At 72.8% G+C, this 21,560-nt stretch carries 15 protein-coding genes; 11 read left to right on the top strand and 4 right to left on the bottom strand.

Annotation, left to right across the window (positions count from 1 at the left end):
* Positions 1-7: 7 nt before the first annotated feature.
* The 7 genes from ACFZDC_RS40400 to ACFZDC_RS40370 all read left to right on the top strand — a co-directional run bounded on the left by ACFZDC_RS40400 (position 8) and on the right by ACFZDC_RS40370 (position 10,862).
* On the top strand, positions 8-289 hold the full coding sequence (locus tag ACFZDC_RS40400) for a DUF448 domain-containing protein (protein WP_391331892.1): 282 nt from the start codon (positions 8-10) through the stop codon (positions 287-289).
* Positions 290-454: 165 nt separating this feature from the next.
* Entirely contained in the window at positions 455-3,532 is a 3,078-nt protein-coding gene (infB, locus tag ACFZDC_RS40395; RefSeq protein WP_391331889.1) for a translation initiation factor IF-2, read from the top strand.
* A gap of 209 nt (positions 3,533-3,741) precedes the next feature.
* Positions 3,742-4,035, top strand: a complete 294-nt coding sequence (locus ACFZDC_RS40390) for a DUF503 domain-containing protein (RefSeq protein WP_116146515.1) — start codon at positions 3,742-3,744, stop codon at positions 4,033-4,035.
* A gap of 40 nt (positions 4,036-4,075) precedes the next feature.
* On the top strand, positions 4,076-4,546 hold the full coding sequence (rbfA, locus tag ACFZDC_RS40385; RefSeq protein ID WP_391331887.1) for a 30S ribosome-binding factor RbfA: 471 nt from the start codon (positions 4,076-4,078) through the stop codon (positions 4,544-4,546).
* Positions 4,543-5,448: a tRNA pseudouridine(55) synthase TruB gene (gene truB, locus ACFZDC_RS40380; protein ID WP_391331884.1), complete on the top strand. Its 906-nt coding sequence runs from the start codon at positions 4,543-4,545 to the stop codon at positions 5,446-5,448. The genes rbfA and truB overlap by 4 nt, the downstream gene beginning before the upstream one ends.
* A 268-nt stretch (positions 5,449-5,716) precedes the next feature.
* On the top strand, positions 5,717-9,346 hold the full coding sequence (locus ACFZDC_RS40375) for a trypsin-like peptidase domain-containing protein (protein WP_391331882.1): 3,630 nt from the start codon (positions 5,717-5,719) through the stop codon (positions 9,344-9,346).
* 568 nt (positions 9,347-9,914) lie between these two features.
* A complete protein-coding gene (locus tag ACFZDC_RS40370; RefSeq protein WP_391331879.1) occupies positions 9,915-10,862 on the top strand; it encodes a bifunctional riboflavin kinase/FAD synthetase in 948 nt (315 codons plus the stop codon).
* 73 nt (positions 10,863-10,935) lie between these two features.
* On the opposite strand, the gene ACFZDC_RS40365 is transcribed toward ACFZDC_RS40370, so the two are convergent.
* From ACFZDC_RS40365 to eccE, 3 genes are all read right to left on the bottom strand, one after another.
* On the bottom strand, positions 10,936-14,214 hold the full coding sequence (locus ACFZDC_RS40365) for an SCO5717 family growth-regulating ATPase (RefSeq protein ID WP_391331877.1): 3,279 nt from the start codon (positions 14,212-14,214) through the stop codon (positions 10,936-10,938).
* Positions 14,215-14,514: 300 nt separating this feature from the next.
* A complete protein-coding gene (locus ACFZDC_RS40360) occupies positions 14,515-15,279 on the bottom strand; it encodes a hypothetical protein (protein ID WP_391331908.1) in 765 nt (254 codons plus the stop codon).
* Positions 15,280-15,293: 14 nt separating this feature from the next.
* On the bottom strand, positions 15,294-16,631 hold the full coding sequence (gene eccE, locus ACFZDC_RS40355; RefSeq protein ID WP_391331875.1) for a type VII secretion protein EccE: 1,338 nt from the start codon (positions 16,629-16,631) through the stop codon (positions 15,294-15,296).
* A 197-nt stretch (positions 16,632-16,828) separates the two neighbouring features.
* On the opposite strand from eccE, the gene eccB reads away from it, so the two are divergent.
* From eccB to ACFZDC_RS40335, 4 genes are read left to right on the top strand one after another with little or no spacing between them, the layout of a single operon-like run.
* Positions 16,829-18,358, top strand: a complete 1,530-nt coding sequence (gene eccB, locus ACFZDC_RS40350; RefSeq protein WP_391331873.1) for a type VII secretion protein EccB — start codon at positions 16,829-16,831, stop codon at positions 18,356-18,358.
* An 11-nt stretch (positions 18,359-18,369) separates the two neighbouring features.
* The gene (gene mycP, locus ACFZDC_RS40345; protein WP_391331871.1) at positions 18,370-19,611 is read left to right on the top strand and encodes a type VII secretion-associated serine protease mycosin; all 1,242 of its coding nucleotides are present in this window, start codon (positions 18,370-18,372) and stop codon (positions 19,609-19,611) included.
* A complete protein-coding gene (locus tag ACFZDC_RS40340) occupies positions 19,608-20,342 on the top strand; it encodes a hypothetical protein (protein WP_391331869.1) in 735 nt (244 codons plus the stop codon). The genes mycP and ACFZDC_RS40340 overlap by 4 nt, the downstream gene beginning before the upstream one ends.
* 6 nt (positions 20,343-20,348) lie before the next feature.
* The gene (locus ACFZDC_RS40335; protein WP_391331867.1) at positions 20,349-20,564 is read left to right on the top strand and encodes a hypothetical protein; all 216 of its coding nucleotides are present in this window, start codon (positions 20,349-20,351) and stop codon (positions 20,562-20,564) included.
* A gap of 340 nt (positions 20,565-20,904) precedes the next feature.
* Here the strand turns inward: ACFZDC_RS40335 and ACFZDC_RS40330 are convergent, their stop codons facing one another.
* Entirely contained in the window at positions 20,905-21,480 is a 576-nt protein-coding gene (locus ACFZDC_RS40330) for a hypothetical protein (protein ID WP_391331865.1), read from the bottom strand.
* Between the last annotated feature and the right edge of the window lie 80 nt (positions 21,481-21,560).

The following is a 21,560-nucleotide window of genomic DNA, read 5'->3' as shown; positions in this document are numbered from 1 at the left end:
CTAAGGAGTGTCTGGCCGGACGCATGCCCGCGCATGCCCTGAGCGCACCTGTGTGGGGTGCAGGCAGCGAGCGGCCAAGGACGATCTGCTGCGGACCGTGGCGGATCAGGAACAGTGCGTTCCCGATCCTCGCGGTACGCTGCCCGGCCGGGGTGCGTACGTACACCCCGACCCGGTCTGTCTCGATCAGGCGGTACGCCGCCGGGCGTTCCCTCGGGCGCTGCGCGTCCCCGGGCCGCTCGACATAAAGGCGTTGCGCCGGTACGTCGAGCAGACAGACAGTTGCTGAGCAGGCAACACGGTAAGAAAGCAAGCTGCGCGGACACCCCGTGCGGCCTGGTACCTCGCGAGTTGAAAGCAGGTCGAGATTGCGATGAGCACTCGATGAGTACGCGATGAGTACGCCCATGAACTAGCGACGGTCCGGCTTCAACCCGGACCTCAAAGGAGCGAAGTGGCTAAGGTCCGGGTATACGAACTCGCCAAGGAGTTCGGTGTTGAGAGCAAGGTCGTCATGGCCAAGCTCCAGGAACTCGGTGAATTCGTCCGTTCGGCGTCTTCGACGATCGAAGCGCCTGTCGTACGCAAGCTGACCGACGCCTTCCAGGGCGGTGGCAACGGCAAGTCCGCCGGCAGGCCCGCCCCGCGCAAGGCTTCCCCCAAGCCCGCCGCGCCCTCTCCGGCGCAGGCGGCCCGTCCGGCTGCCCCGAGGCCGCCGGCCCCCAAGGCCCCGACGGCTCCGGCTGCCCAGCAGCCGGCCACTCCGTCGGCCCCCTCGGCGCCCGCGCCGGCCCCCGGACCGCGTCCGGTTCCGGGTCCCAAGCCCGCGCCGCGCCCGGCCCCGGCAGCCCCGGAGTTCACCGCTCCGCCGGCCGCTCCGGCCGCGCAGACCCCGCAGGCTCCGGCCGCGCAGGGTCCGCGTCCCGGCGCCCGCCCCGGTGCGCCGAAGCCCGGTGGTCGTCCCGCAGGCCCCGGCCAGGGCCAGTCGGCCCGTCCGGGCCAGGGTGCCCCGCGCGCCGGCGGCCAGGCCTCTCGTCCGGGTGGACGTCCGGCCGGTCCCCGTCCGGGCAACAACCCCTTCACCTCCGGTGGCTCGACCGGCATGGCCCGTCCGCAGGCCCCGCGCCCGCAGGGCGGCCCGCGTCCGGGCGGTCCCGGTGCCCCCGGCGCCGGTCCCCGTCCGCAGTCGCCCGGTCAGCAGGGCGGCGGTCCGCGTCCGCAGGCTGCGGGCGGTCCGCGCCCGACCCCGGGCTCGATGCCGCGTCCGCAGGGCGGTCCCCGTCCTGGCGGCGGCCCCGGTGGCCCGCGTCCGAACCCGGGCATGATGCCGCAGCGTCCCGCTGCGGGTCCGCGTCCCGGCGGCGGCGGCCCCGGCGGCCGCGGTCCCGGTGGCGGCGGTCGTCCCGGTGGCGGCGGCGGTCGTCCGGGCGGTGGCGGCGGCTTCGCCGGTCGTCCGGGTGGCGGTGGCGGCGGCTTCGCCGGTCGTCCCGCCGGTCCCGGTGGCGGTGGCGGCGGTTTCGCCGGTCGTCCCGGTGGTCCCGGCGGTGGCGGCGGAGGCCGTCCCGGCTTCGGTGGCCGTCCCGGCGGTCCCGGTGGCCGCGGTGGCACGCAGGGCGCCTTCGGTCGTCCCGGTGGTCCCGCGCGTCGTGGCCGCAAGTCGAAGCGGCAGAGGCGCCAGGAGTACGAGGCCATGCAGGCCCCGAGCGTCGGCGGCGTGATGCTGCCGCGCGGCAACGGCGAGGCCATCCGCCTCTCCCGCGGCGCGTCGCTCACCGACTTCGCGGAGAAGATCAACGCCAACCCGGCGTCCCTCGTCGCGGTCATGATGAACCTCGGCGAGATGGTCACGGCCACGCAGTCCGTCTCCGACGAGACCCTGCAGCTCCTCGCCGGCGAGATGAACTACACGGTTCAGATCGTCAGCCCCGAGGAGGAGGACCGCGAGCTGCTCGAGTCCTTCGACATCGAGTTCGGCGAGGACGAGGGCGACGAGGAGGACCTGGTGGTCCGTCCGCCGGTCGTCACCGTCATGGGTCACGTCGACCACGGTAAGACCCGGCTGCTCGACGCCATCCGCAAGACGAACGTCATCGCGGGCGAGGCCGGCGGCATCACCCAGCACATCGGTGCCTACCAGGTCGCGACCGAGGTCAACGACGAAGAGCGCAAGATCACCTTCATCGACACCCCGGGTCACGAGGCGTTCACCGCCATGCGTGCCCGTGGTGCGAAGTCGACCGACATCGCGATCCTGGTCGTCGCGGCCAACGACGGCGTCATGCCGCAGACGGTCGAGGCGCTCAACCACGCCAAGGCGGCCGACGTGCCGATCGTGGTCGCGGTCAACAAGATCGACGTCGAGGGTGCCGATCCGACCAAGGTGCGCGGTCAGCTGACCGAGTACGGCCTGGTGGCCGAGGAGTACGGCGGCGACACCATGTTCGTCGACATCTCCGCCAAGCAGGGTCTGCACATCGACTCGCTGCTGGAGGCCGTGATCCTCACGGCCGACGCCTCGCTCGACCTGCGGGCCAACCCGAACCAGGACGCGCAGGGCATCTCGATCGAGTCCCGCCTCGACCGCGGCCGTGGTGCCGTGGCGACGGTCCTCGTCCAGCGAGGCACGCTGCGGGTCGGCGACACGATGGTCGTGGGCGACGCCTACGGTCGCGTGCGCGCCATGCTCGACGACAACGGCAACAATGTCGCCGAGGCCGGCCCGTCGACGCCGGTCCAGGTCCTGGGCCTGACCAACGTCCCGGGTGCGGGTGACAACTTCCTGGTGGTCGACGAGGACCGTACGGCCCGTCAGATCGCCGAGAAGCGCGCCGCCCGTGAGCGCAACGCCGCGTTCGCCAAGCGCACGCGCCGCGTGTCGCTGGAGGACCTGGACAAGGTGCTCAAGGCCGGCGAGATCCAGCAGCTGAACCTGATCATCAAGGGTGACGCCTCTGGTTCCGTCGAGGCCCTCGAGTCCTCGCTGCTCCAGCTGGACGTCGGCGAAGAGGTCGACATCCGCGTCCTGCACCGCGGTGTCGGTGCGGTCACGGAGTCGGACATCGACCTGGCGATGGGCTCCGACGCCATCGTGATCGGCTTCAACGTCCGTGCGGCAGGCCGCGCGGCGCAGATGGCCGAGCGCGAGGGCGTGGACGTCCGGTACTACTCGGTCATCTACCAGGCGATCGAGGAGATCGAGGCGGCCCTCAAGGGCATGCTCAAGCCGGAGTACGAAGAGGTCGAGCTCGGTACGGCGGAGATCCGCGAGGTCTTCAAGTCGTCCAAGCTGGGCAACATCGCCGGTGTCCTCGTCCGCTCGGGCGAGGTCAAGCGCAACACCAAGGCGCGCCTCATCCGCGACGGCAAGGTGGTCGCGGAGAACCTCAACATCGAGGGTCTGCGTCGCTTCAAGGACGACGTCACCGAGATCCGCGAAGGCTACGAGGGCGGTATCAACCTCGGAAACTTCAACGACATCAAGGTCGACGACGTCATCGCGACGTACGAGATGCGGGAGAAGCCGCGGGCGTAACGCCCCCGGTTCGTGCTGGCCGACGGGACTTTGGTCCCGTCGGCCAGTGCGCCGTTCCCGGGGCGGTGCCCCGGGCGTCTGCACCGCAGCCCACGGCGCCGAAACCCTGTCGAGTCACCGGCGGGTACGCGGTACCGTTCTTGATGTCCCCGGCCCACACGGACCCGGGGCCATCGATCCCGTACCGGCGGGTGAACCGGCATACACACATGTACGTGGGGACTCTGTCCTTCGACCTCCTCCTCGGCGACGTCCACTCGCTGAAGGAGAAGCGCTCCGTCGTCCGCCCGATCGTCGCCGAACTCCAGCGGAAGTACGCCGTGAGCGCGGCGGAGGTGGACCACATGGACCTCCACCGGCGGGCGATCATCGGCCTCGCCGTGGTCTCCGGCGACGCGGCGCACCTCACCGACGTACTGGACCGGTGCGAACGGCTGGTCGCCGGCCGCCCCGAAGTGGAACTGCTGTCCGTACGACGGCGGTTCCACGGCGACGACGACTGACCACAGAACGCAAGAAGAAGAAAGAACGGGAGACGGACCAGTGGCCGACAACGCGCGGGCGAAAAGGCTGGCGGACCTCATCCGGGAGGTGGTGGCCCAGAAGCTGCAGCGCGGGATCAAGGACCCGCGGCTCGGCTCGCACGTCACCATCACGGACACCCGGGTCACGGGTGACCTGCGGGAGGCGACCGTCTTCTACACGGTCTACGGGGACGACGAGGAGCGGACGGCAGCGGCCGCCGGCCTGGAGAGCGCGAAGGGCATCCTGCGCTCCGAGGTGGGCCGGGCGGCGGGCGTGAAGTTCACGCCGACCCTCACCTTCGTCGCGGACGCCCTCCCGGACACCGCCCGGACCATAGAGGACCTCCTCGACAAGGCGCGGCAGTCCGACGAGAAGGTCCGCGAGGCCTCCGCGGGGGCGTCGTACGCGGCCGGCGCGGACCCGTACCGCAAGCCGGCCGACGACGAGGCCGCCGAGACGACCGAGACGGACGGCGACGCCGCGGAATGACCCACAAGCACACCACGCCCGACGGCCTTGTCATCGTCGACAAGCCGTCGGGCTTCACTTCGCACGACGTGGTCGCCAAGATGCGTGGCATCGCGCGCACGCGCCGCGTCGGCCACGCCGGCACCCTCGACCCGATGGCGACCGGCGTCCTCGTCCTCGGTGTGGAGCGCGCCACCAAGCTCCTCGGGCACCTCGCCCTCACCGAGAAGGAGTACCTGGGCACCATCCGGCTGGGCCAGAACACCATCACCGACGACGCCGAAGGGGAGATCACCTCCTCCACCGACGCGTCCACGGTGACCCGGGAGGCCATCGACGCCGGCATCGCCAGGCTGACCGGCGACATCATGCAGGTGCCGTCCAAGGTCAGCGCCATCAAGATCGCCGGCGTACGGTCGTACAAGCGGGCCCGCGACGGCGAGGACTTCGAGATCCCGGCCCGGCCGGTGACCGTCTCCTCCTTCACCGTGTACGACGTGCGGGACGCCGTCGCCGAGGACGGGACCGCCGTCCGCGACCTGGTGGTCTCGGTGGTCTGCTCCTCCGGCACCTACATCCGCGCCCTCGCCCGTGACCTGGGCGCCGACCTGGGCGTCGGCGGCCATCTGACCGCGCTGCGCCGCACGAGCGTCGGACCGTACAGGCTGGACTCCGCGAAGACCCTCGACCAGCTCCAGGAGGAGCTGACCGTGATGCCGATCGCCGAGGCCGCCGCCGCCGCGTTCCCGCGCTGGGACGTGGACGCCAAGCGCTCCCGGCTGCTCCTCAACGGGGTCCGGCTGGAGATTCCCGAGGAGTACGCGGGCGCCGGCCCCGTCGCCGTGTTCGGCCCCGAGGGCCGCTTCCTCGCACTGGTCGAGGAGCACAAGGGCAAGGCGAAGAGCCTGGCCGTCTTCGGCTGACCGCGAACCGCACCCGGCTGCCACGGATACCTGCCCGTGGAGCGGCGGCCACGGGGTACTGCCACTGCCGCCGCTCCACGGTCCCCCCTCGGTTCCCCCACCCCTAGGGTGTATCCAGCCGCCTCCGCCTATTCACCCGACCGGGCAGGCGCTCGGAGTGAAGCGGGGGAGCGGAAGGGGGCGCTTTCGCCCCGCGAGCTGTCCCGCTGATCACCACGTGCCTACCGTCGAAGGTGAGGGCACGTGTGCAGAGCGGGGAGGTACGGTCATGGCGGGACGGGGCGGCGACGCGAACCGCACGGGCGTCTTCCTCCGCGTCCGGGACGAGCGCCGTAAGGGCAGCGGCCCCACGGACCGTAGGGACGGCAGCGGCCTCACGGGCCAAAGGGACGGCAGCTACCCCACGGAGCCTGCGGACGGCAGCGGCCTCACGGACCGTACGGACGGCACGGACCCGGCCGGCGACCCGGATCGCACAGACGTCCTCGTCCGCATCCACGACCTGGCCGGCCGCCCCCGCGGGGTCGGTTTCCTCGCCGACCACCACGGCACCCTCCTCACCAGCCACGAGGCCGTGGACGGACTTGCCGGGCTGGTCCTGCACGCCGCCTCGGACCGCACCTGCGTGGTCGGCGCCGACGCCGTCACGCCGCTGCCCGCGCTGGACCTGGCCCTGGTCCGCAGCGAGGGCCTGGGCGTGGAGCCGCTGCCGCTGACCGTCCGGGACCGCGTCGAGGCCGGCACCTACGTCCGGATCGCCGCCGGCTGCTGGCGCGAGGCGCGGGTGCTCGCCGCAACGCAGGTGACGTACACCGCCACCGACCGCTGCCATCACCTCGAGGACGCCCTGGAGCTGGCCATCGGCACAGCGGGCCAGGACGCGCTCCGGCCCGGCGGGGGTGCCGCCGGGGGACCGGTGCTGGACGCGGCCACCGGCGCGGTGCTCGGCGTCCTCGGTACCGCCCTGCACTCCGCCCAGCGCGACACCGGCTTCGCGGTGCCCCTGCGGCCCGCCGACGGCCCCCTGGCCGAGCTGCTCGCCCGCAACGCGGCCACCGTGCCCGCGTACGGCGCCGACCTCAACCTGGCCGGCGTCCTGGAGCTGACCGCCACCTCGGTGGGCCAGGACGGGCCGCCGGGCGCCCACGCCGGGACCCTCGGGACCGCCGGACCGGGCCCAGTGCGGCCGGTGGAACGAGCCCAGGTGACAAGCGAGTTGACCGCCTTCGCCGCCGGCGGCCACTCCGTGCTCGGCCTCGTCGGCGCCCCGGGCAGCGGCCGTACGACGGAACTCGCGGCCCTCGCCGCCCGCCGGGGCCGGGCCGAGCGGCCCGCGCCCACGCTGTGGCTGCGCGGCGCCGACCTGGCGGACACGGACGACTCCGTGGCCGACGCGGCCCAGCGCGCCCTGCGGCGCGCCGCCAGGATCGTCGCCGCCTCCCGCCGCGTGCACCACGCCGACCTCGGCGACCTCACGCCCGAACGGGTGGCCCGCCTCGCCGGGCGGGCCCGCCGCCCGCTGCTGCTCCTGCTCGACGGCCCCGAGGAGATGCCACCCGTCCTGGCCCACCGGCTGCCCGAGTGGACCATGGGCACGGCCCAGTGGCTGCGCGAGACGGGGGTGCGGCTGGTGGTGGCCTGCCGGGAGGAGTACTGGGAGAGCGCGGGGGCCGCGTTCCCGGCTGACCTGCTCCATGTGCCGGACGGCGGTGGGAGTGCCCTTCCCCCGTGCGTGCCGCTCGCCGACCTCACCGAGGACGAGGGCCGCCGGGCCCGTGCCCGCCACGGCATCCCCGACGGCGCCCTCACCGACCGCGACGCCCGGCACCCGCTCACCCTGCGCCTCCTCTCCGAGGTCCGTGCCGCTCTCCCGGACGCACCGCCCGCCGGGCCCGTCGACCGGCACGAGGTCTTCGCCGCCCACCTCGACCTGATGTGTCTGCGCGTCGCGGTCCGCCTCGCCGCCGAGAACGGGCTGCGCGGTACAGCCGTACGACGGCTCGCGGCCCGGGTGGCCGGGCAGGTGCACGAGGCCGCCCGGCGCAGCCTCGGCCCCGGCCAGGGCGAGCTCGACCGGGCCTCCTTCGAGGTGGTGTTCCCCTGGGGGCCCGCCCCGGCCCGGCTCGGCGGTGGCTCCGGCTGGGCCTCCGCCGTTCTCACCGAGGGCCTCCTGGTTCCGGCCGGCAGCGGATACCGCTTCGCCCACGAGGAGCTGGCCGACTGGATCCAGGGCATGCACCTCGACCTCGACGAGGCCCTGCACGCCCTCGTCCACTGCCCCCGCACCCCGCGGGCAGCCCAGCCGCTCCCCGTCCCGCACCACCGTGTCGGCCCGGTCGTCCAGGCCCTGCTCCTCCTCGGCCGCCAGCAAGGACACCGCCAACTCTGTCTGCAACTGCGTGAGTTGACGGACGCCCTGAACCTGGACCCCACCTCCTGGTGGGCCGCCCGGCTGCTCGCCCGCACCCTGCTCCAGGTTCCGGACGCGACGCCGTACACGGAGGTCCTCCGCCTCCTCGCCGACCGCGTCGTCGCCTGGCGCGAGGAGCACCGGCCCGTACCGGCCGAGTTCGGCCCCGCCTTCTGGACGGACTTGCCCCTCCCGGACGAGGAGCGCTTCGCGCTGTTGCGCCGGCTGGTCACGGCCGACGCGGCACCGCCGGAGACGGGTGACCGGGGTGAGGGTGCCGGCGAGCGGTATCTCGACGCCGTGGCCCAGCTGCTCGCCGCCGATCCGGCTGCCGTGCAGCCGCATCTCATCCGGTGGTTCGACGACGAGCGGCCGTTGCCCGCGACCCCGCACGCCACCGTGGCGACCGCCGCGCAGGCGCTGTTGCACACGCACCGGCTCGGTGCGCTGGACGCCCTCACCGAGGTGCTCGTGGAGAGCGGGCATCCGAGAGCCGACGAGCTGCTCGCCGTCCTCGCCGAGGACGAGCCCTCGGCCGTCTGCCGGGCCGTCGACCGCTGGGCGCACGACGAGCACCCCGCGCGCCGGGCGGCGGCACTGGCGTGCGGGCTGCGTGCGGCCCCGCACGCCCGCTCGGCGGCCGACCGGGAACTGCTGCGCTACGCGGCCCTCGCGCTGCTCGCCCGCCCCGCCGACCGCACCCTGCACGGCGGCGCCCTCGCCCTCCTGGTCCGCGATCCGCAGACCCGGGACCGGTATCTCACCGAGGCCGTGCGCCACTTCGCCGACGGCGACCCGCAGATGCCGCCCGGCGCCCTGGTCCCGGCCCTGACCACCCACCCCGAACCCGTCCTGGAGGCCTTCCGCGCCCGCCTGCGCGGCGGCCCGGACGCCGGGGAGACGCTGCGCGCGCTCGCCGACGCCACCACCCCGGAGCTCGCCCGCCGGGTCGCCGCCCTGGCTCGGGAGGCGGTCGGGCTGCGGCCGGACACCGCCGGAGAGCTGGCCGCCTACGTCGACCGCCGCCTCGACCAGGGGCCCGCCGCCCGCTCCGTCCTGCAGCCCCTGGTCACCGGCCTCCTCGACGGCGGCCCCGAGCAGGTCCGGGCGGCCCTCGCCGCCGTGCTCGCCGCCCCGGGCGCGCCGGCCTCCGGCCCCCTTCGCCGCGAACTGCTGGACTTCCTGCTCTCCCACGAGCGGGACCCGGACGTCCTGGACGCCGTCCTGCACGCGGCGGCCGCCTACGGCGACGGCCGGGACACGGAACTGCGCGCCCTGGTCCACCGCACGGGCCTGCTCCTCGTCCGCACCCCCGACGGCGCGACCCGGTTCGACCGGAGCCTGGTCGCCCTGGCCCGGCACGTGCCCGGCTTCGCCGCCCGCATGGCCCGCTGGCTGAGCGAGACCCCCCAGGACTGGGCCGCGGTGGTGGGCCCCAGCGCCCACCGCATGATCGAGAACCTGGCGGGAGTACGAGTACCGGCCTGAGCCGCCGCGGGACCGGACGGGGCGCGCGTACGGGCCGAACCGCAACCGTGCCGGGTGGGTGTGTGCCGGTAGGTCCGAGCTGCCTCCCCCGCCGGGTGGGTGTGTGTCGGAGTTGGCCTCCCCCGCCGGGTGGGTGTGTGTCGGTCGGAGTTGGCCTTCGGTGCCGGGTGGGTGTGTGTGCCGGTCGGAGCCGGCCCTCCGTGCCGGGTGGGCGTGCGGGTGCCGCCGAGCCGGTCTTCTGCGCCGGGTGGGCGTGCGGGTGCCGCCGAGCCGGTCTTCTGCGCCGGGTGGGCGTGCGGGTGCCGATCGGGGCTGGGCCTCTGCGGCAGCTGGGCGTGCGCGGACCCCGTCCGAGCCGACTCTGCGAGCCGGGTGGGTCTGCCTGTGCCGGTCAGAGCTGCCCTCCGCGCCGCGCGGACGGGCGGGAATCGGTCCGGTCCGCCACCGTGAACGTGCGCCCGGTCACAGCCCCCATGCCGATGCGGGCCCGGGGCGCCAGGCATGGCACCCTTAGACCTGCACCAGAGGTCAACGGTAGACACGGACACGGGTTCGAGGAGCGGTCACAGTGCAGCGCTGGCGTGGCTTGGAGGACATCCCCCAGGACTGGGGGCGCAGCGTCGTCACCATCGGTTCCTACGACGGCGTCCACCGCGGCCACCAGCTGATCATCAGGCACGCGGTGGACCGGGCGCGCGAGCTGGGTGTCCCCGCCGTCGTCGTCACCTTCGACCCGCACCCGAGCGAGGTCGTCCGCCCCGGCAGCCACCCGCCCCTGCTCGCCCCGCACCACCGCCGAGCCGAGCTGATGGCCGACCTGGGCGTCGACGCGCTCCTCATCCTCCCGTTCACCACCGAGTTCTCGAAGCTGTCGCCCGCCGACTTCGTCGTCAAGGTCCTGGTCGACAAGCTGCACGCCAAGGCGGTCGTCGAGGGCCCGAACTTCCGCTTCGGCCACAAGGCGGCCGGCAACGTGGAGTTCCTCGCCGAGCAGGGCAAGACCTACGACTTCGAGGTGGAGGTCGTGGACCTGTACGTCACCGGCGAGGCGGGCGGCGGCGAGCCGTTCTCCTCGACCCTGACCCGGCGCCTGGTCGCCGAGGGAGACGTGACCGGCGCCCGCGAGATCCTGGGCCGCCCGCACCGCGTGGAGGGCGTCGTCGTGCGCGGCGCCCAGCGTGGCCGCGAACTCGGCTTCCCGACGGCCAACGTCGAGACACTCCCGCACACAGCGATCCCCGCCGACGGCGTGTACGCCGGCTACCTGCACGCGCAGGACGAGGTCATGCCGGCCGCGATCTCCGTCGGCACCAACCCGCAGTTCGACGGTACCGAGCGCACGGTGGAGGCGTACGCCATCGACCGCGTCGGCCTTGACCTGTACGGCCTGCACGTCGGCGTCGACTTCCTGGCCTATGTGCGCGGCCAGGCGAAGTTCGAGTCGCTGGAAGCCCTGCTCGAGCAGATGGCCGAGGACGTGAAGCGCTGCCGGGAGATCGTCGCGGCGGAGGCGTAGCTCCCCGCGGTGTCGCTGTGACACCCAAGGGCGGCCGGTGCGGTGAGCACCGGCCGCCCTTCGTCGTGCCGTCCTACTGCTGGGGCGGCGCCTGCGGCGCTTGCGGCTCCTGCGGCGGCTGGGCCTGCGGAGGCTGTGCCTGGGGCTGCCCGGGCTGCGGATAGCCGGGCTGCGGCGGGTACGGCTGGCCGGGAGCGGCCTGCGGGTAGGGCTGCTGCCCCGGCTGGACCGGGTACGGCTGACCCGGCTGCCCCTGCTGGGGCGGGTAGGGCTGCTGTCCCTGCTGGGCCGGGTACGGCTGCTGTCCCGGGGCGGGATACGGCTGCTGGGCCGGGACCTGCGGGTACGGCTGGCCCGGCATCGGCTGGCCCGGCATCGGCGGGGCGGCCACCGGCGGCGGGTTGCCGTCGCTGGTCCACAGCCCATGCGCCTGCTGGTGCCGTACGAAGTCCTCGGCGACCATGGCCGCGAGGTTGAAGTACGCCTCCCGCACCTTGGGCCGCATCATGTCGAGGTCGACCTCGGCACCGGCGGCCAGATGCTCGTCGAACGGCACCACGATCACACCGCGGCAGCGCGTCTCGAAGTGCGCCACGATGTCCTCGACCTTGATCATCTTGCCGGTCTCGCGGACCCCGGAGATCACGGTGATCGACCGCGAGACGAGATCGGCGTAGCCGTGCGCCGACAGCCAGTCCAGCGTCGTACTGGCGCTGCTCGCACCGTCGACGGACGGCGTCGAGATGATGATGAGCTGGTCGGCGAGGTCGAGCACCCCGCGCATCGCGCTGTACAGCAGGCCTGTACCCGAGTCGGTGAGGATGACCGGGTACTGCCTGCCGAGCACGTCGATGGCGCGCCGGTAGTCCTCGTCGTTGAACGTGGTCGAGACGGCCGGGTCGACATCGTTGGCGATGATCTCCAGGCCGGAGGACGCCTGGGACGTGAACCGGCGGATGTCCATGTACGAGTTGAGGTACGGGATCGCCTGGACGAGGTCACGAATGGTGGCCCCCGTCTCCCGGCGCACGCGCCGCCCGAGCGTACCGGCGTCCGGGTTCGCGTCGATGGCGAGGATCTTGTCCTGCCGCTCGGAGGCGAGCGTGGAGCCCAGCGCGGTGGTCGTGGTCGTCTTGCCGACGCCGCCCTTGAGGCTGATGACCGCTATCCGGTAGCAGGACAGCACCGGCGTGCGGATCAGCTCCAGCTTCCGCTGCCGCTCGGCCTCCTCCTTCTTCCCGCCCAGCTTGAAGCGGGACGCGGCAGCGGTGGGCCGGCCGCTCTTCGCCTTCTGCTTCTTGTTGTTGAGCAGCCGGTCCGAGGACAGCTCCACGGCCGCGGTGTAACCCAACGGTGCGGCCCCCGGGTTGGTCGGCTGCCGCTGGTCGTGCTGGATGGGCTGCGGCCATGCCGCACCGGCCCGGGGATCGGCAGCCGGCTGCGGCGCCTGTCCGGACTCGGGGCTCTGCGGGGGCATCGCCTCCTGCCCCGGCTGCGGGAAGCCGTAACCGCCGGGATGACCCTGGGGGTTGGGGGCGCCCGGCGGGGGGAAGCCGTAGCCGGCCGCGGGGTTGGGGGCGGGCTGCTGCCCCGGCTGCGGGAAGCCGTAACCACCGGGCTGAGCCGGGGGATTGGGGACACCGGGCGGGGGGAAGCCGTAGCCGGCCGCGGGGTTGGGGGCGGGCTGCTGCCCCGGCTGCGGGAAGCCGTGGCCGGACTGCGGGTTGGGGCCGGCGGGGTTCGGTTGCGGTGCCGGAGGCGGCGGGAAGCCGTAGCCGCTCGGCGGGGTGGAGGCAGGCTGCTGCGCGGGAGCCGGGGGCTGTCCGGGCGTGGTGCCGGGCTGGTTCCAGCCGGCGGGTGCGGGCCGGGGCGCCTGCGGCTGGAACGGCGGCTGCTGCCCGGACACACCGACGGGCCCCTGCGCGGCGGCCGGTTGAGGCTGCCCGGGTACGCCCTCGGGCCCTGGTGCGGCGGCCGGCTGCGGCTGTCCGGGCATCGGGCCCGGCTGCTGCGGCGCGGGCTGCGCGGGCCACTGGGCCGCCGGCGCGGGGGCGGCGGGCTGGTACGACGGCGGCAGCGGGGGCAGCCCGCTCTGCGGCGAGGGCGGGGGGGTCCAGGCGGGTGGAGCGGCCGGGGCATGGGCGGGGGCAGCCGGGGGAGCGGGCGGGACGGCGGCCTGCGGGGTGCCGTCCTGCGCGGCGCTTTCCTGAGGCGCGCCGGTCTGCAGGGTGCCGTTCTCCGGCATGCCGTCCTGCGCCACCGTGTCCGAGGGGACGGCATCCGGTGCCACGGGCGTGCCGGACGGAGCGTCCCCGGGGGAACCCTCCGGCGCGGTGACCGTCTCAGCGGCCTCGTGCGCGGCATTGCCCTCGGCCTTGTCGTCGCCCTGAGCCCGGTCCGCGGCGGGCTCGGAAGGGGCAGCGGCAGCGGCGGCGGCATCCGCAGCCGAGCCCTCCTGCCCGGGAACCCCGTCGCCGGACTCCTCGGACTTGTCATCGGTGCCCTCGGCAGACCCCTCCGGCGCCGCGACAGGCTCCGGTGCGGTCTCGGACCCGGTCTCCTCGGCCGTGCCGCCTTCGGCATCGGCCGTGCCCTGGGCGCCCGTGGCATCCCCGTCGGCCGGGCCCGCGCCGTCCGCGAAACCTTCGCCACCGGACTGGCCCGGCTTCTCCACCGCGGCGGCGCGCTCCGCGATCGCGGCCATCTCGCGCTTCAGGGCGACGGCGGAGAACCGCATCGTCGCCCCGCTCTCCAGGTCGCCGTTGTCGGCCTCCGGTTCGGCCGCCGCGGAAACGGGCGTACCTTCCGGCTGGAGCTGCTGCGGCCGCTGCGGTTCGAAGCCCTCGGGCAGCCGCGGCATCGGAACGGGGTTCCCGACCGGCGGCGCGGGCTGCGCGGGCGGGGCGAAGGACGCGCCCTCCGCGGGCGCGGGCGGAGGCGGCGGGGTGAACGGGGTCCCCTGCGAGGGGGTGAACGGCGCCGTACCCTGCACAGGCGTGAACGGAGTCCCCTGCGGCGGGGTGCCGGACGGCTGGGCGGCGGACGGTTGGGCGGCGGGCGGCGGAGTCGGCCCGGGGACCGGTGTACCGGCTGGGAACGGCGGAACTCCGGAAGCAGCCGGAGCGCCCGGATCGCCGGGCGTGCCGGGGCCGTTCGCACCGGCGAAACCGCCCCCCGGACCCGCTGCCGTACCGGCGGAGCCGGATCCCCCGGACGCGTTCTGCGTGTACCAGGCGGGCGGGGCGTAGTCGATGGTGAACTCGCCGGTGGTCTCGATGGCCGACTCCGCGTCGGGCTGGTCATCGTCGGGTGTGGCCCAGCCCCCGCGGATCCCGTCCCGATCGCTGCTCACAGTTCCTCCTGGTGTGGTCGAGCACCCTCATGCCGTGCCGGGGCGACCATGTCGTGTCGTTCACGTCGTCCGTAGTCGTTCGAGGCAGTCCGGCCCACCGGCCCTCCCCCTGGGACGACGACGCCTGGTCCACGGGCTCTGGCATCGCGCCCGCTCCCAGCCTAATCACCGCGAGGCACACCTCGGCAGGCCCGGCCGCCTCTCCGCTCACGCCGACCGGCACAAGCCACGAACAAACCATGAACAATCCACGTACGAGCGATGCGTAAGCGGCGAACAAATGGGACAGGAAAGGGCAGTTCAGTCCATCCGGCGCGGCGTACCCAACAATCCGATCTCGGCGTCGGTGGGTTGGGTCATCACATATTGCCGGTCACGGTCGGTACACCACAGCGTGACGCCGTCGGGCAGCGCCGGCAGCGACTCCACCTCGGTCCGCGACAGCCCCATCGTGCGCCCCAGTTCGGCGGCCTCGTCCGGCGAGACCCGCTGGATGCCGGTGAGCCGCGCCTGCCGCAGCAGCCGGGGGGCGACCGGGCTGAGGTACGGCAGCAGGGTCAGCACGGACTGCCAGGGGCCGGACACCACGCGCCCGCGCGGCGGCCGCATACCGCAGTCCCGCACCACCAGCACGGGCGTACCCGCCGACGCGCCCTGCGGCGGCACCCGCCCCACCTCGTACACGGCGAGCCCGTTCTGCCCGCCGCCCATGGCGTGCACCATCTGCATCCAGGCCTGCGGCCGGCCGGTCTCCACAGCGACCCGTGCCCCCGTGGCCGCCGTACGCAGGGCCAGCACCTGGGCCGTCCACAGGCCCCCGATCAGCACGATGTCGTACGGCGTGGGCCGGTTGACACCCAGCACGGCCGGCTGCCCCTCGGCATCCACACCGGCCACCACACCGTCGTCGCCGATGGGGAGGGCGAGCGCGTCCAGTTGCTGCACGGGCAGCCCGTGCCGGCCGTGCGGGGGGCCCATCAGTCCGAGCCCGTGCCGCAGCCGCCCACCCATCCGCCGCAGCCCGGAAGCCGTCGACGCTCCTTGCGTGTCCGCAGCCGGCGTCATCGTCGGAACGGTCGTCACCGCGCACCTCCCAGGGGCAACGTGGCCAGCATGCCGGGCAGCTGCTCGCGGTCGAGTCGGGCGAGACCGGCCCCGGCCTGCCGTGCCACGCCCTCCAACGCGCGACGTGCGGCCACGAGTTCGTCGTCACTGCGGCCGGTCACCCGCAGGTGCCCGCACAGCGACACCTCCTGCCGCTCACCGCGCGCGAGTGTGAGACTGAAGGTGGTGGCCAGCGCCGGTACGGCCGTCACCCGGGCCACGAACTGGGGCAGCGACTCGCCCCGGTCACCGCCCAGTTGGGGCCAGCGCCTGACCCAGTACGTCGTGTGCCGCCGGTTGTCGCAGCGCCAGCTGCGCCCGGACTCCTCCGTGCGCCGCTCCCGTGTCTCGCTGCGCCCGGTCTCGGCGGTGACCAGCGGGTTGGCACAGGCCGAGGTGGCGAGCGCGGCGATCAACTCCTCCTCGTCAAGCACCCGGGCACGGAACCCGGCCCCGGTCAGCCGGCTCGCCAGATGGTCCGCCGCCCGTACGACACACTTCTGCGCCCCGGCCAAACCGCCCCCGCGTGCCGCCACGGCCTCGGCGCACAGCTCGGGATCGAGCTTCAGCGCGATCCAGGTGATGCGCACCGCCGGGGCACCTGTCTGCTCCTGCAAGGGCACGTAGTTGGCGACGGCCACCGACTGCTGGGGCAGATGCAGCGCGGGCGCCGGCTGTGTGTGAAGCACGATCTGCGCCGATTCCAGCCGGATCCCGTCCACCTCGAGCGCGTCACGCACCAGCCCGAGCGGCAACGGCTGCCGGCTCCGCTCGGCCCGCAACGCGGTCGCGTCGGCCTCCACCTGGAGCACGGCGGTGACGAACGTGCCGTCCCCGACGATGCCGACCGGCCGCCGGTCGCGCGCCCCGTGGGAGTAGGTCCGCAGAGCGGGCTCGCACTCCACCGCCGGAACCAGCCCGGGCTCCGTGCCCGGAGGTATCGGGGTGTTCTCGGCCCGCTTCCGACGGGCCCGCAACTCCCGTGCGGTGGCCAGCCACTCGGGCAGGGAGCGCCCCCGCCGCCGTACGAATGCCAGCAGCACCAGCGCCACGGCGACCACCGCGGCCGGCACCAGGGCCATCATCCCGACCGCCCAGCCGACGACCAGCACCGCCGCCGCCAGCTCGACCAGCACCAGCCGTTGCAAACGGAACGAACCGGCCTGGCCCGGCCGGAGCCGCAGCCCGAGCGTGACCGACTGCTGCGCCGCGCCGCGCTGAGCGGAGACGCCGCGCGCCGACGCCGCGGACCCGGCCGCACGGCCTCGCGCCGCCGACCGGCCGCGCGCTCGCGTCCGCGTTCCGGAAGCCATCACTCCATCCCCCCGATTTGCTCACAACTCGCTGGAACCAGGCCACTGAACAAGGCCCTTGAGGGCCCAGGTACCCTACCCGCTCCACGAGACCCGCTCCGTACCAGGCATAGTAGGGGCCGGGTCCGACAACGGAGGGCGGGGGAGCGGTTCCCTCGGGCGCGCTCCGCGTGAGACACGGGGAGAAACGGGCACAGATGGCATCTCGGCGGGATCAACTCAACGCCTACACCTTCGCGAAGCGCCGCATGCTCGCGTCGTTCGTGCAGTCGTCACCGGAAGCCTCCGACGAGGGGGCACCGCGGCCGTTGCGTGCCGTCCTGCCCGGCGCGATCGTCGGCGTGGTCGTCCTGGCCGCCTTCGGCGCCTGGGGCATGTTCAAGCCGACGGCCCCGCAGGGCTGGGACACACCGGCGACGAAGGTGATCATCGCCAGCAAGTCCACGACCCGGTACGTGGTGTTGAAGACGAACGGCAAGGCGGAGCTGCACCCGGTCCTCAACATGGCCTCGGCCAAGCTCGTCCTGAACGGCCAAAGCGATGTCGACGTCGTCACCGTCGACGAGTCGATCCTCGACAACGGCAAGATCCCGCACGGCGTCACCATCGGCATCCCCTACGCCCCCGACCGGCTGCCGTCCGCGTCGGAGGCCGGCGCGGACCATACGTGGGCCGTCTGCGAACGCCCGAGCGGCAGCGGCAGCTCCATCCAGAAGGCCGCGTTCGTCCTGGCCGAGCGTGACCGGAACAAGACCGAGAAGGCCGGTCAGAAGCTGCACGGCGGTGAACTTCTCTACGTCACCACTGCGACGGACAAGAAGCAGTACGTGGTCGACGCACAGGGCACGGCCTACCTGGTGGACGCGTCCGACAGCCACCTGGTCGAGTCCCTGGTGGGCTCGGACCGCAAGCCGCAGCAGGTGACCAGTCAGTGGATCGACACCCTGCACCCGGGGGACCCGATCAAGTTCCCGCCGATCGACGGTGTCCCGAACGCCGCCGCGAACGCACCGGGTGAGCTGGGTGACGCCAACCGCGTCGGCATGGTCCTCCGGGCACCGGTCAACGGCCAGGAGCAGTACTTCGTGGTCCTGTCCGGCCGGGTGGCCCCCGTGTCCGACTTCGTCGCCCAGCTCCTGCTGGCCGACACGCGCCTGGTGAAGGTCGGCCAGGCCGGGCACTTCCGAGAGGTCAGCGCGGGCGCCATCAGCCGGGGGAAGCCGTTCGCCGCCCAGTACAACTGGCCGACCGAGGAGCCCAGCGCGGTCAACGACGCCTCCACCGCCACCGGCAGCAGGAACACGGTGTGCAACGTCCTGCACCACGTGGACCCCGGCAACGGAGACACCACACTGACCACGTGGGCCGGCAGGGACTTTCCAGCCGAGCTGGCCACCGACTCGTCCAGTGCGTACGTCACCCCGGGCTCCGGTCAGCTCTACCGGCAGTTCCAGGGCAGGGAGACCAAGGTGGGCTCGGTCTTCCTGGTCACCGACACCGGTCTGCGGTACGCCCTGCAGTCCAACGCCGACAGCGCCAGCGAGAACAAGGGCATCGGCATGACCGCCAAGCAGCGCAAGCAGCTGCAGACGGAGGCCAAGCTGGCGCAGACCCGCCTTGGCTACGCCGACGTGAAGACGACCCCCATCCCCGCCCCCTGGTCAAAGTTCCTGCCGACGGGGCCGCGGCTGTCGACGGCGGGCGCGAGCCAGCCGCAGGGGTCGTGAGGGGTACGCCGATGCGATCCACATTGCGCACCCGTACGAGCCTGGCGTCCGCGCTGGCCGTCACCGCGTGCCTGCTGGCGGCTCCCGTGGCCGCGGCGGACTCGGTCACCGACCAGTGCACCTTCTCCAAGACGAACCACAAGTACACCGGCACGCCCTGGTCGTTGCAGCGCGTCAACCTCGACGAACTGTGGACCCAGTCGAAGGGCAAGGGCGTGAAGGTGGCCGTGATCGACACGGGCGTCGACACGGCCAACCCGCAGCTGACCCAGGCGGTCGATGCCTCCCAGGGCGCCAACTACCTGCCCTCCAAGGACGGCAAGGGCCAGCCGATCGAGCGCGGCAACAAGCAGGGCACGACCGACACGGTGGGCCACGGCACCCGCGTCGCCGGCATCATCGCGGCCCGCCCCATGAAGGGCACCGGCTTCGTCGGCCTCGCTCCCGAGGCCACGATCATCCCGATCAAGCAGAACGACGCCGAGGGCCACGGCACGTCCGCCACGCTCGCCGAGGCGATCAGGCACGCCATCGCGGTGGGGGCCAAGGTCATCAACATCTCCCAGGACACGACGAACGCCGTGGCACCGGGCGGCGCCCTGCAGAGCGCGGTCGACGAGGCCCTGAACCGCAAGATCGTCGTGGTCGCCTCGGCGGGCAACGACGGCATCGACGGCAACTCCAAGCGGACGTACCCTGCTTCCTACCCGGGCGTCCTCGCCGTCGCCGCCTCCGACCGCAACAACGAGAAGGCGGCCTTCTCCCAGGCCGGGGATTGGGTGGGCGTCGCCGCGCCGGGCGTCGACATGATCTCGACGGTGCCCAAGGGCGGCCACTGCTCCGACAACGGTACGAGCTTCTCCGCACCGTACGTGGCCGGCGTGGCCGCGCTGATCAAGGCCAAGCACCCCCAGTGGACGGCTCAGGAGGTGGCCGCCCAGATCGAGCAGACGGCAGAACGCTCCATCAACGGCCACGACCGCCTGGTCGGCTGGGGCGTGGTGGACCCGGTCCGCGCCCTGACGGAGGACGATCACCCGATCGAGTCCCCCCACCCCGACGCCGGCCTCACCCACGTGCAGGCCCCGACCCCCGCCAGGCTCACCCTCGGCGAAACCCCTCAGGAACGTACCGCCCGCATCGCTACGTACGTGGCCGTGGGCGTGGCGGTCCTGGTGGCGGCCATAACCGGTGGCGCGATCGCTCTCCGCGACGCCCGCCGGAGGCGACGGGGCCTGGAGGGCAGGGCTTGATCTTGATGACGCTAGTCCTCTTCACGCTGTCCGCCGCTCTGATCCTGACGGCGTGCGTGAAGGCGGAGCGCGTCCCCTCCTGGCGTGAATCCCTCAACCCCTCGGGCGAGGACGTCCCCGACTCGGCGTTGACGATCGCCCGCGTCGTCCTCCCGTTCATGGCCGTGCTCGGCATCTATTACGGCTTCCAGAGCCTGGCGATGACCGACGAGGCGGCCTGGAGTCACGCCGAACTCACCAGCACGGTACGAAGCGCCATGGACGCCTTCGAGGACACCGTCACCTACGGCGAGGGCCCGGCCGACCTCGACGACGGCTACGCCCTGAAGATCGAGGACGAGATAACCCGCCACGGTGGCCCCAACGCCCCCGACACGGGCGTGGACGTCACCCGCACCACCCCCGGCCACGTCAACGTCGGCCGACGCCTCTTACGACATCACGGCCGACGACACGGACGCCGCCTTCTGCATGCACGTCGAGGTGACGCGAGACAAGGCGGCCGACTACGGGGCCCCGGGCATCGCCGGCGGGACGGTGACGGAGCCGGCCTACGCGTTCAGCGTGACGCCGGACGGGGGAGTGCTGAGCGGCTCCTTAGGGCACTGTTATTCCGCGACAGCGGCGGCGTAGTCCTCGATGAAACGCCGCACGCCCACGCGTCCACCTCGCGCGAGGTCCGCACAGTGACCCACAGGAAACTGCCCTGCGAGGTCGGCTCCACCCCGTAGTCGGACATGGCCATGCCCCACGCGGACGTGTCGGCCCCGCGCTTCTCCAGGCTGCTGGAGAAGCGCGATCTCCCCGTTGACGACAAGCCGACAGCGTTCAACGCCGACCGCGGACGCCTGCTGAACGCGGAGCTTCTCCCCGGCGGGCAACAGCGGCTCCAGCACGGAGCGGGCGACCGGACGACTCCATACGCGGACCGCGCTGTGGCCTCGTCGCGGTAGGTCTGGACGATGAAGGAGACGATCGGCCCGTGCTGCCGGCGAAAGTCCGAAGCGCCGATGAAGCGGACCGGCGCGCAGGAGTCCTGTGCCGCTTCCTTGTGGCACCGGGCGAGTCCCAACGCCTTCGCATTTTTCAGCGAGTAGGCGACCGGCTCAATGACGGTTTCCCATCGGGCACCGAGGCGGCATCCGGCAGCACTGCTTTCGTCTGAAGTGCGTCCAGAGAGACCGGCTCTCCGGACTGCCACCACCGCATCCGCTCAGCAAGGCAAGGGACACAGTGCCTACCAGGGCCGTCTCACGAGTCACAGGCTTCTCCGCGCATGCTGGTAGCCACACGTCATCGGCCGGACAGAGTCCGACAAGTGTCACTCTTGGCCAGAGCAGCCGCATACCCTTCGATGAAGCCGCGCATGGCCGATGCCTTCACCTCGTGTGAGGTCCGCACAGTGGCCCACGAGGTGCTGTCCGCCGAAGCAGACGCAGGACAGTGGACGAGACCGACGGCTCCCGTTTTCGAGTAGATGATGCGGCCCCCGTCCGCACTTGTGTTCGTCGGATCCACACCGTACGCAGACGAAGCCACATCGCTCGCGGTGGTGTTCGCAGCCCACTTCTCCACACTGCTGGAAAAGGCGATCTCCCCGTCCACCAGTAGTCGGCAGCGCTTGGCACCAACCGCCGAAGTCGGCTGGGCGCTGATCTTCTTTCCGGCAGGCAGCAGCGGCCCCAGCAGGCCATTGGTCACTTCGGTTCCGCACACATCTTTAGGCACGCTGTACTCCTGCGTGGCCGACGGCGACGAGCAGGAGCTTGCCAGACCGACCAACAGCGCCGCCCCCAGAAGGGAAACTGCGGAGGGGATCCGGCCTTTCAAGATGTTGTGCATATCGCCTTCCAACCAGGGCTTGCGCAAGTTCCCGGGATCGCCCAACTGGCGTGAGAACGCTGCGGGTTGGGGTGGACGATAGAGCGGACACGGGATCCGTGATCATT

Origin of the sequence: Streptomyces sp. NPDC007905, from assembly GCF_042959345.1 — a bacterium.
Taxonomy (GTDB): domain Bacteria; phylum Actinomycetota; class Actinomycetes; order Streptomycetales; family Streptomycetaceae; genus Streptomyces.
This window is presented reverse-complemented; position numbering and strand designations above follow the sequence as displayed.

Coding starts and splice junctions, on each gene's coding strand:
- ACFZDC_RS40390 (WP_116146515.1), top strand. CDS start 3,742: ATGTACGTGGGGACTCTGTCCTTCGACCTCCTCCTCGGCGACGTCCAC.
- ACFZDC_RS40360 (WP_391331908.1), bottom strand. CDS start 15,279: ATGACGCCGGCTGCGGACACGCAAGGAGCGTCGACGGCTTCCGGGCTG.
- eccB (WP_391331873.1), top strand. CDS start 16,829: ATGGCATCTCGGCGGGATCAACTCAACGCCTACACCTTCGCGAAGCGC.
- ACFZDC_RS40335 (WP_391331867.1), top strand. CDS start 20,349: ATGGCCATGCCCCACGCGGACGTGTCGGCCCCGCGCTTCTCCAGGCTG.
- eccE (WP_391331875.1), bottom strand. CDS start 16,631: ATGGCTTCCGGAACGCGGACGCGAGCGCGCGGCCGGTCGGCGGCGCGA.
- ACFZDC_RS40375 (WP_391331882.1), top strand. CDS start 5,717: ATGGCGGGACGGGGCGGCGACGCGAACCGCACGGGCGTCTTCCTCCGC.
- truB (WP_391331884.1), top strand. CDS start 4,543: ATGACCCACAAGCACACCACGCCCGACGGCCTTGTCATCGTCGACAAG.
- mycP (WP_391331871.1), top strand. CDS start 18,370: ATGCGATCCACATTGCGCACCCGTACGAGCCTGGCGTCCGCGCTGGCC.